The sequence below is a fragment of the Bordetella sp. 15P40C-2 genome, assembly GCF_009763235.1.
In the GTDB taxonomy this organism is placed as follows: domain Bacteria; phylum Pseudomonadota; class Gammaproteobacteria; order Burkholderiales; family Burkholderiaceae_B; genus Bordetella_A.
In genome coordinates, this window is sequence record NZ_WSJA01000008.1 from 1 (window position 1) to 9,626 (window position 9,626).

7 protein-coding genes and 1 pseudogene are annotated in these 9,626 nt (G+C 59.9%); 3 read left to right on the forward strand and 5 right to left on the reverse strand.

The window, feature by feature from the left end:
• The 4 genes and pseudogenes from GOQ25_RS19475 to GOQ25_RS04300 all read right to left on the reverse strand — a co-directional run.
• Positions 1-277: pseudogene (locus tag GOQ25_RS19475) on the reverse strand (hypothetical protein); the annotation flags it as partial.
• A gap of 450 nt (positions 278-727) precedes the next feature.
• Positions 728-3,319 carry a bifunctional aconitate hydratase 2/2-methylisocitrate dehydratase gene (gene acnB / locus GOQ25_RS04290; protein WP_160349218.1) on the reverse strand — a complete coding sequence of 864 codons (2,592 nt, stop codon included), beginning with the start codon at positions 3,317-3,319 and terminating at the stop codon, positions 728-730.
• 109 nt (positions 3,320-3,428) lie between these two features.
• Positions 3,429-4,214 carry a hydroxypyruvate isomerase family protein gene (locus GOQ25_RS04295; protein WP_160349219.1) on the reverse strand — a complete coding sequence of 262 codons (786 nt, stop codon included), beginning with the start codon at positions 4,212-4,214 and terminating at the stop codon, positions 3,429-3,431.
• A 12-nt stretch (positions 4,215-4,226) separates the two neighbouring features.
• Positions 4,227-4,517: an antibiotic biosynthesis monooxygenase gene (locus tag GOQ25_RS04300; protein ID WP_160349220.1), complete on the reverse strand. Its 291-nt coding sequence runs from the start codon at positions 4,515-4,517 to the stop codon at positions 4,227-4,229.
• Positions 4,518-4,621: 104 nt separating this feature from the next.
• On the opposite strand from GOQ25_RS04300, the gene GOQ25_RS04305 reads away from it, so the two are divergent.
• The 3 genes from GOQ25_RS04305 (at position 4,622) to GOQ25_RS04315 (ending at position 6,723) form a co-directional block, all read left to right on the forward strand.
• Complete coding sequence (locus GOQ25_RS04305) at positions 4,622-4,921, forward strand: YciI-like protein (protein WP_160349221.1); 300 nt, start codon at positions 4,622-4,624, stop codon at positions 4,919-4,921.
• A gap of 108 nt (positions 4,922-5,029) precedes the next feature.
• On the forward strand, positions 5,030-5,911 hold the full coding sequence (locus tag GOQ25_RS04310; RefSeq protein ID WP_160349222.1) for an EamA family transporter: 882 nt from the start codon (positions 5,030-5,032) through the stop codon (positions 5,909-5,911).
• Between the two features lie 50 nt (positions 5,912-5,961).
• Positions 5,962-6,723: a TSUP family transporter gene (locus GOQ25_RS04315; protein WP_160349223.1), complete on the forward strand. Its 762-nt coding sequence runs from the start codon at positions 5,962-5,964 to the stop codon at positions 6,721-6,723.
• Here GOQ25_RS04315 and GOQ25_RS04320 read toward each other — a convergent pair.
• Positions 6,691-9,126 (reverse strand): DUF3772 domain-containing protein, encoded by a 2,436-nt coding sequence (locus GOQ25_RS04320; RefSeq protein ID WP_370519884.1) that lies wholly within the window; start codon positions 9,124-9,126, stop codon positions 6,691-6,693. The two genes, GOQ25_RS04315 and GOQ25_RS04320, sit on opposite strands and share 33 nt — an antisense overlap.
• Positions 9,127-9,626 lie beyond the last annotated feature (500 nt).

Here is a 9,626-nt window from a genome sequence, read left to right on the forward strand (position 1 = left end):
CGTCCATACTGTCCATATTGCCCAACACCCCCAACTGGCCACCCCGCGCCACCTGCCCACCCGCGTACTCAAGCGGTGTCGGCGCAGAAACACTCGCATCGCCCGTCACCGTAGTGGCTTCCAGCGTTGTCACACCGCCCTGAACCGTTTGCGCAAGACTGGGCGCACCAGCGACCGTTCCAACGGCAAACCCCGTCCATAACGCAAGACAAAGCGGGGTAGGGCGCGCACGGCCGGGCAAGAAGGGCGCACGGAGCGATGTAGTCTGGATAGGCATAGCCAGTAAACCAAATAGGAATAAGAACGGGTTCGATTATCGTAAGCTCCACCTCACAAAGCAACCAACGTAACTCCCCGCAACAATCCCCTTCGCTCTCAGCCACCCCCCAAGCCCAGCCCCACAGACACAAACAAAACGACGCCCACCCAAAGACGCAGCAGCCGCTGAGCGGGGCGCGAGCGGTGGCGGCCCGTAGAGAAACGGGCAGTCCCGCAGGGACCGAGCCCCCTTGCTCATGGGGGCGAGCCGTTTCGACAGGGCCGCCACCGCTCGCGCCCCGATCAGCGGCGTCTCAAGAACTCAAATGAGTGCGCCACCAGTAACACCCACCGCCACCACGACCCAAACCCTCCACCCCACATAAAAAAAGCGGCCCCGGAAACCTCCCAGAGCCGCTCTTCCCACCACTACCGTGGCGTCAAGGCATAAACCAACAGCAATAAGGCCTTAAACCTCAATCACCGCCGCCACATCCTTGTAATCATCGATCTGATCAAAGTTCAAGTACTGATAGATCTGGTCGCCACTCTTATTAATGACCCCCATATCCGCCATGTACTCTTCCTTGGTCGGAATCCGCCCCAGACGCGAGCAGATCGCCGCCAATTCCGCAGAGCCCAGATACACATTCGTGTTCTTGCCCAAACGGTTCGGGAAATTCCGCGTACTCGTCGACATCACCGTCGCGCCTTCACGCACCTGAGCCTGGTTACCCATGCACAGCGAGCATCCCGGCATTTCCGTACGCGCACCCGCCGAACCGAACACGCCATAGTGACCTTCCTCGGTCAGCTGTTGCGCATCCATCTTCGTCGGCGGCGCCACCCAGAGCTTCACCGGGATATCGCGCTTGCCTTCCAGCAGCTTCGAAGCCGCGCGGAAGTGCCCGATGTTCGTCATGCAGCTGCCGATGAACACTTCGTCGATCTTCGCGCCAGCGACTTCCGACAACGTCTTCACATCATCCGGATCATTCGGGCAGGCCACGATAGGCTCATGCACATCAGCCAGATCGATCTCGATCACAGCCGCGTACTCAGCGTCAGCATCCGGCTCCAACAGCTTCGGATCGGCCAGCCACGCTTCCATCGCCTTGATACGGCGACGCAGCGAACGCTCGTCTTCGTAGCCATTGGCGATCATCCACTTCAACATCACGATGTTGCTGTTGATGTACTCGATGATCGGTTCCTTGTTCAGGCGCACCGAGCAACCAGCCGCCGAACGTTCAGCCGAAGCATCCGACAATTCAAACGCCTGCTCGACCTTCAGATCCGGCAGACCCTCGATTTCCAGAATACGGCCCGAGAAGATGTTCTTCTTGCCTTGCTTGGCAACCGTCAGCAGACCTTGCTTGATCGCATACAGCGGAATGGCGTTGACCAGATCGCGCAGCGTCACGCCGGGCTGCATCTCGCCCTTGAAGCGCACCAACACCGATTCCGGCATATCCAACGGCATCACACCGGTCGCAGCGGCAAACGCCACCAGACCCGAGCCAGCCGGGAACGAAATCCCGATCGGGAAACGCGTGTGCGAGTCACCGCCCGTGCCCACGGTATCCGGCAACAGCATACGGTTGAGCCACGAGTGGATCACGCCATCGCCCGGACGCAGCGAAATACCGCCACGCGTGCTGATGAACTGCGGCAGCGTGTGGTGCGTCTTCACGTCCACGGGCTTCGGATAGGCAGCCGTGTGGCAGAACGATTGCATCACCAGATCGGCCGAGAAGCCCAGGCAAGCCAGATCCTTCAGCTCGTCACGGGTCATCGGGCCTGTCGTGTCCTGGCTGCCCACCGACGTCATACGCGGTTCGCAGTACGTGCCCGGACGCACTCCTTGGCCTTCCGGCAGACCGCAAGCGCGACCCACCATCTTCTGTGCCAGCGTAAAGCCCTTGCCCGAATCGACCGGGTTCTTCGGCAGACGGAACAACGTCGAGGGCGGCAGACCCAGCGCTTCACGCGCCTTGGCCGTCAGGCCGCGACCGATGATCAGCGGAATCCGGCCACCGGCACGCACTTCGTCAAACAGCACATCCGACTTCACCTGGAATTCGGAGATCACTTCGCCGTTCTTCAGCGCACGGCCTTCGTACGGGCGCAGCTCGATCACGTCGCCCATTTCCATCTTGGAAACGTCCAGCTCGATCGGCAGCGCGCCGGCATCTTCCATCGTGTTGTAGAAGATCGGGGCAATCTTGCCGCCCAGGCAGACACCGCCAAAGCGCTTGTTCGGCACGAAGGGGATGTCTTCGCCCGTGAACCACAGCACCGAGTTCGTCGCCGACTTACGCGACGAGCCGGTACCCACCACGTCGCCCACGTAGGCAACCAGGTGACCTTTTTCCTTCAGCGATTCGATGAACTTCACCGGGCCGCGCTTGCCGTCTTCCTCGGGCTCGAACGCCGCGCCTTCGCGCTTGTTCTTCAGCATCGCCAAGGCGTGCATCGGAATGTCCGGGCGGGTGGTCGCGTCGGGAGCGGGCGACAGGTCGTCGGTGTTGGTCTCGCCGGGAACCTTGAAAACCGTGATGGTCAGGCTCTCGGGCAGCTCGGGGCGGCTCGTGAACCATTCCGCATCGGCCCAGCTCTGCAGCACGGCCTTCGCATTGGCGTTGCCCTGGTCGGCCTTTTCCTTCACATCATGGAAGGCGTCGAACATCAGCAAGGTCTTCTTCAGGCCCTCAGCCGCAATCGTGCCCACTTCGGCGTCGTCGAGTAGCTCGATCAGCGCGCTGATGTTGTAGCCACCCAACATGGTGCCCAACAGTTCCGTGGCCTTGGCGCGGGTGATCAGCGCACACGACTCTTTGCCCAACGCGACTGCTGCCAGGTAGGAAGCCTTAACCTTGGCGGCATCGTCCACGCCCGCGGGAACGCGATAGGTCAGCAATTCCAGCAGAAAGTCGGCTTCGCCAGCCGGCGGGTTTTTCAAAAGCTCGATGAGATCGGCGGTCTGTTGTGCCGATAGCGGCAGCGGGGGGATGCCCAGCGCGGCGCGCTCGGCAACGTGTTGACGGTACTTCTCCAGCATGAGGTAGCCTGCTCAAAAATCGGGTTGCGGGAAGGGTGATAGGCAGCGATTGTAGAGGGTGCAAACGGGTGGGGCAAGCGTCTTATATCTTATATAAGACCTGATCTCATTACGGCCGACGGACGAGCGCGTGGTACGCGTCGCGCCATTTCAAGCCCTCGTGCGGATCGCCGGCGGGCGTGTATTCGCAGCCGATCCATCCCGGATAACCGGCCTGCACCAAGGTCTCGAGCGCTGCGGCCACGGCCGGGTCTGTGGGGTCAGGTTCGTGCCGCCCCTCGACGTGCGCGAACTGCACGTGATGCACCCACGGCAACAGCCGCTGCAGCGTGCCGTTCAGATCCAGCTTCTCTCGTTGGCTGTGATAGAAATCAAATTGCAGTCGCACCGCGGGGTGGTCAACCGCCTGCAGGATTTCCACCGCTTGATCCGCCACATAATAGAAATAGTGGGGCACGTCCTGGCGATTCAAGGCCTCCAACGTCAGCGTGATTCCCGCTTGCGCAGCGACCGGCGCCATGTGCCGCAAATTGGCGATCAGCGTGGCTTCATGTTGCGCCCGGTCGCCACCCTCGGGCACTTGACCCGCCATGACATGGATGGCTCGGCATCCGGTTGCCTGGCACACCGCGAACGCCTGCCGCAGACCGGCCTCGAACTCGGCTTCACGGCCGGGCAAGCTGGCGAGACCTTTCTCCCCGTTTGGGCCGAGCGGGGTGTTGATCAGCACCAACTTCACGCCATGCGCCCGCAAGAGCGCAGCAAGCGCTTCCGGCTCCATGTCGTAAGGAGCCAGAATCTCCACTCCTTCGAATCCGTCTTGCGCCGCCGCTTCAATACGTTGCGCCATCGGCAGGCCGGGGTACAACAAAGACAAGTTCGCCGCCAGTTTCATCGTCGATCTTCCTTACAGCACGCGGGTTTCGTGGTGGACTTGCGGACCTTGCTCGACATGCGGCCCGATCAGTTGGCGCCATTCCGTGAATTCATCCGACGCGCGAAACTCCACGAGATGACTATCCACCGTTTCCCAAGTTACGACCAGCGTGTATTGCCGCGGATTCTCCACGCCGCGATGCAACTCCAAACCGTGGCAGCCTTTAGAACGCAAAAACAAGGGCTTTGCCTGGGCAACGGCTGCCTCGAATTGGGCTTCGTGCCCCTCGGCAATCAGAATGCTGGCGATTTCATGGACCATGGATATACCTCTTATATATATTGTTGGAAAGAAACGGCTAGGATCACGCAGCGTGCCTCAAAGTATGATCACGCTGTACCCGTGACTTTAGCGCAGGAGCCGCCATGCACTATCTAATGTTTTACGATCTGACCCCGGACTATCTCGAACGACGCGGGGCCTACCGCGTAGAGCACCTGGCACTCGCGCGCGCCGCCGCGGAGCGTGGCGAGCTCGTCCTTGGCGGTGCGCTTGCCGATCCGGCCGACCAGGCGATCCTGCTTTTCAAGGCCGATTCACCCGCCGTCGCGGAAGCCTTCGCGCAGGCCGACCCCTATGTCAAAGAAGGGCTCGTCAAACAATGGCGCGTGCGACCGTGGACGACCGTGATCGGCGATCTCGCCGAGCATCCCATTCCCGCATAGCGTCGTTCAGCCCGGCGTCAGTAACCATCGCAGGCTGGCGGTGTGCCGGTTCCAGGGCTTATGATGGCCGGCTCACCGGCCCTCGCCAGTCTTGCGACATCGATCCCCATGCCCTTTACTCATCTGCTGCTGGCGCTGACGGTTGTCTTCATCTGGGGGACGAACTTTGTCGTCATCAAGTGGGGGCTGGATGAATTTCCGGCGTTCCTATTTGCCGCTTTGCGCTTCGCACTTTCAGCGCTGCCCTGGGTATTTCTCCTGCGCCGCCCGGCCGTACCGTGGAGTTTATTGATCCGCGCGGGTTTATTGCTCGGTGTCGGGCAATTCGGCCTGGTGTACTGGGCAATGCGCCACGACATCTCTCCGGGGCTGGCCTCTTTGGTCGTGCAGGCTCAGGTGTTCTTTACCATCCTCATGACGATGGTGATCAATAGCGAACGCATTCGCGGGCTGCAGATCGCTGCATTGATCTGCGCGACCTGTGGTTATGCGCTGGTGGCCTGGTATAGCGCCACGGACGCTACGTCGGCCATCACGCTCCTAGGTTTTGGTCTGGTCATGACTGCCGCCTTTTGCTGGGCATGCACGAATATGACCATGCGGCGCGCTGGGCGCGTCAATATGCTGTCCTTTACCGCGTGGAGCTCGCTCTTTTCGGTGCCACCTTTGCTGCTGATCAGCCTCATCGTCGATGGTCCCACTCACATCATGCACGCGCTCACCCATGCCAGTGTGACGGGCTGGCTGTCAGCGCTATGGCAAGGGGTAGGCAATACTGTGTTCGGATTCGGCGTCTGGGGTTGGTTGCTCGCGCGCCACCCTGCCGCCACCGTGACACCCATGGGACTGCTAGTGCCGATCTTTGGCATTCTGTCATCCGCAGCGCTATTGGGCGAAGCGCTGCCCATGTGGAAGATTCTCGCAGCCGCACTCGTACTGGGCGGTTTGGCCTTAAACATCTACGCCAGCCGGTCAGGAGGAAAGCGGTAACCTCCAGGCGTCACGGCCAGCCGTTGCGGTCTTTGTTGTCGTATTGAAATATGAGCGGTATCGATCACCTGTTGTACCTCGCATTTGTCGCGCTGGCCTCCTACGCCCAGACGATGACGGGCTTTGCCTTTGCGCTGATCTTGCTTGGCTTAACCGGCCTGTTTTCCTTGGCCACGCTTCCCGAAATGGTCAACGCCGTCAATATGCTCACGTTGGTCAACGCTGTGGTGGCGCTACGTGGAGCGGGACACGAACTCGATTGGCGCATGATGCGCGCACCTATGATAGCCAGCCTGATTGGCGTCGTGGGTGGCGTGATGGCGCTGGAGTGGATCGCCGGGAATGCGGCGCTCCTGGCGCGCGCGCTCCTAGGTCTCACCATCCTCGTCTGCGCGCTGCTACTCGTGATACGCACACGTCCGCGAGAGCGCCTTTCCTCCCGTTCTTCGTTTATCTCGTTCGGATTGGTATCAGGTCTGTTAGGCGGGCTTTTCTCCGCAGCCGGTCCACCCATGGTGTATCACCTGTACCGGCAACCCTTGCCACTGGCCCTTATCCGAAACAGCCTGCTGATTCTTTTTGCCGCCAACGCGGCATTACGACTCGGTCTGGTCGCCGCGAGCGGCAACCTCTCCTTGTCTTCCGTCTGGCTCGCTGCCGAAGCCTTGCCCGTAGTTGTCATGATGAGCGCCTGGGCGCGCCACCGTGCTCGAGCCAGCTCAGTGCAGACAGTGAAAAGGCTGGTGTTCGTGCTGCTGTTGGCGTCGGGCTTAGGGTTGTTAATTCCCGCGCTGAGTAGTTTGCTGTCCTGATTTCGGTCGATCTGCTCCATCATCGTCCCCAACTATCGACGGTGCGTTCCCCGGCGCTAACACCATGGTCGACGGCGTAGACAACGGCAGTTTGGCCTCGGCCAAGCGCTGCAAGACCTCGTAAAGCAATGCACTGCGCACACCGTACGCGTTACGCGGTGTGCTCACATAGCCCTTGGCGTTAAACAGCAGTCGTCCATTCTCGATACCCTCCAGAAACACCTCCGGAGGCGGAGATTCCAACACACCTTCATTAGCCGTAAACGCCTCCAGCAATATCTCGCGTACGCGTTGCACATCCGTGTCGAACGGCATGGGCAGCTTTACCTGAACCACACCGATAGGGTTCTCGTGCGTGACGTTACGCACAGTCTTCGTAATGAACTCGGAATTCGGAACGATCACCGTGGAACGGTCCCCCATCTGAATCTCCGTCGCGCGTACGTTGATCCGCTGAATATCGCCTTCCAGCCCGCCTAGTGACACCCAGTCGCCTACTTTGACAGGCCGCTCTGCTAATAGGATGAGACCCGACACGAAATTCTGCACCACGGCTTGCATCCCGAAGCCGATGCCCACCGACAGCGCGCTGGCGATCCACGCCACTCTTTCCAGCCCGAGGCCCAATGCCGATAACGCCAGCGCGACCGCCAGTACTACGCCCGCATAGCCGAACAATGTCGCCGCCGAAAGCTGCATGCCCGGGTCCAACGCCGTCGTGGGCAGATAGCGGTTCGCCAACCATTTCTTCAATACCCGCACGCATATCAGGCATACCGCCAGCACGGCAAACGCCTGCATCAGCGCGCGAGGCCGTAGTTGCACCTCGCCGATTTGCAGCCCGCCCAGCACCAGGTTCATCCGGTGCATCAGATCCGATGGGCCATTACCAAAAGGCGCCACCAACAGCGACACGGCGAGAAACCCAACTGTCACGCGGCCCATCCCTGCAAGCAGTACAGCAGCCTGTCCGTGGGAGCGCTTGGCCGTTTCTTCATCATTGCGCGGCGCAGGGGTCAGTAGCGTCGTAAACCCATCCGCAATGAGGATGGACAGCAAATAGGCCGAACACAACACGGCCAACGTCCACATCGCCTGCTTGACCAGAAAACTGCCAAACGCCACGTAGCCGGCCAAAATGCTGGCAGTGCTACAAATCAGTGTGACCCAGGCAATCGCCGCCATCACCGCCAACCACAAAGGCCGATGCACTGGTGTGGCTCCTTCACCCTTTAGTTCTGCCCGGGTGACGATTTGCCATCGCCTCAATCCCCAGCCCAGCGTTGCCGTCAGCATGAGGGCGGTCAACGATGCCGTCAGAATAGTGCTGGTCAGGCTGGCGTTAATGAGAATCGGCAGATGGTCTCCCAACCAGATCAACATCACCAATATCGCCACTGCGGTGGGGAAATGGCGTAGGGCCCGCGCCAGATTGTCCGAAATGTTAGGCAGGCGCCAACTCGAACGGACTGGCGAGAGCAAGGCACGCCCCAGGCCTGCGACATAGCCAGCGAAGCAGGTCACGATCGCCAGATTTTGCAACAGTGTCAGCGTGTCATTGTCCAGCGTAGCGTTCCAGGTCAATCCTAAATAGAGAAGACCGGCAATGATGCCTGGCGTGGCCGAGGTCAGGACGACGATGCCGATCGCCAAAAACGACCGACGCAATCGCCCCGGGGGAACGCGCGTCGCGGTGATTCGCAGCAACCAACGACTGCATGCTTTGCGTAGAAACAAAGTCGCGATAATCGCTGCAGCCAGCCCGGCCCAGATCCCCGAATCCGTGGCTGCCGCGGACTTCCTGAGTTCCGCTCCCAAGTCTCGCAGTCGACGCCAGTCACGCGGCAGATCGCCCCGCAGCTCGCGCCAATAAGCATCCCCCAGGATGGAATCCCGCCGCTCGCCCAACTGAGCTTGAAACTGATTACGGCGCAGACCAGAAATTTGCTCCGCGGTTTGGGCAGCTTCCACCGCGAGCAGGCGCGCCAACTTGGTCTGGGCATCTAGTTTGCGACTGTCTTGCTGCAGTTGCGCACGCTGTGCCGCGACATCGCCTGCCTCGCGCGCACCCTCTGGAGCCTGCCCGAGTTGCGACAAGCGGGCCGTTACATCTGCCAACTGCGGCGCAAGCGACTCGGCCAGACCAGTCGCTTCGGACTGTATATCCAACACCTCGTTGCGCCACCGCACTAACTCGGCGTCCGCTCCGGCGTCGCTCAGGTGCTCCCGAATTTGATCGATCTGCTTGCGCGCCTGTGACAGGGTTGCGTCGACGTCTGCAGGCTCTGGGGGGCGCTCATTCGAGGCGGCGCTTGCGTAGCCTAGCCCCAAAACCAATATCAGCAGCATTCCAACAAAGAATTGGATCAAGCCAACGCGCGACCCGCGCGAGAGCATCAACATGGCGTGCAGACCTTGAGATTCAGATAGATCAAGCAGCATAGCAAGGCAGACGCACGACTGTTGCAACAAAAATCGGCGTTCGTGACGGATAGGAAACAGTCAGCGGGATCGCCCCTCTATATATAGAGAGAGAGCAGGGCAGCACGAGTCACCTATAGAAGGACACGCCTCGTTAATTGAAGTTTTTTCGTCCGATTTGCCACAGCCCTCAAAATTCGTGTATAGTCTCGTTCCTTCGCTGCTCGAACACGAATTTACAGGTTCAGGCGGTGGGGCCGAAGTGATAACGCAGTAAATTCCGCGACGATGGTTATTAGAGATCTAGTTGCATCGAATTTAAAAAGTGTGTTAATATTTCGGGCTCGGCAGTTGGTGAGAATTCAGGGTTTACCCGGGTGCGAACTAACAAAGCGATTTGGGGTTTTCCCGAATGTGTGCTAAAATGTCGAGATGCCGGAAACGGCGATTGTGAAGTTCAAGTCGAACGGTTGATGCGAAAT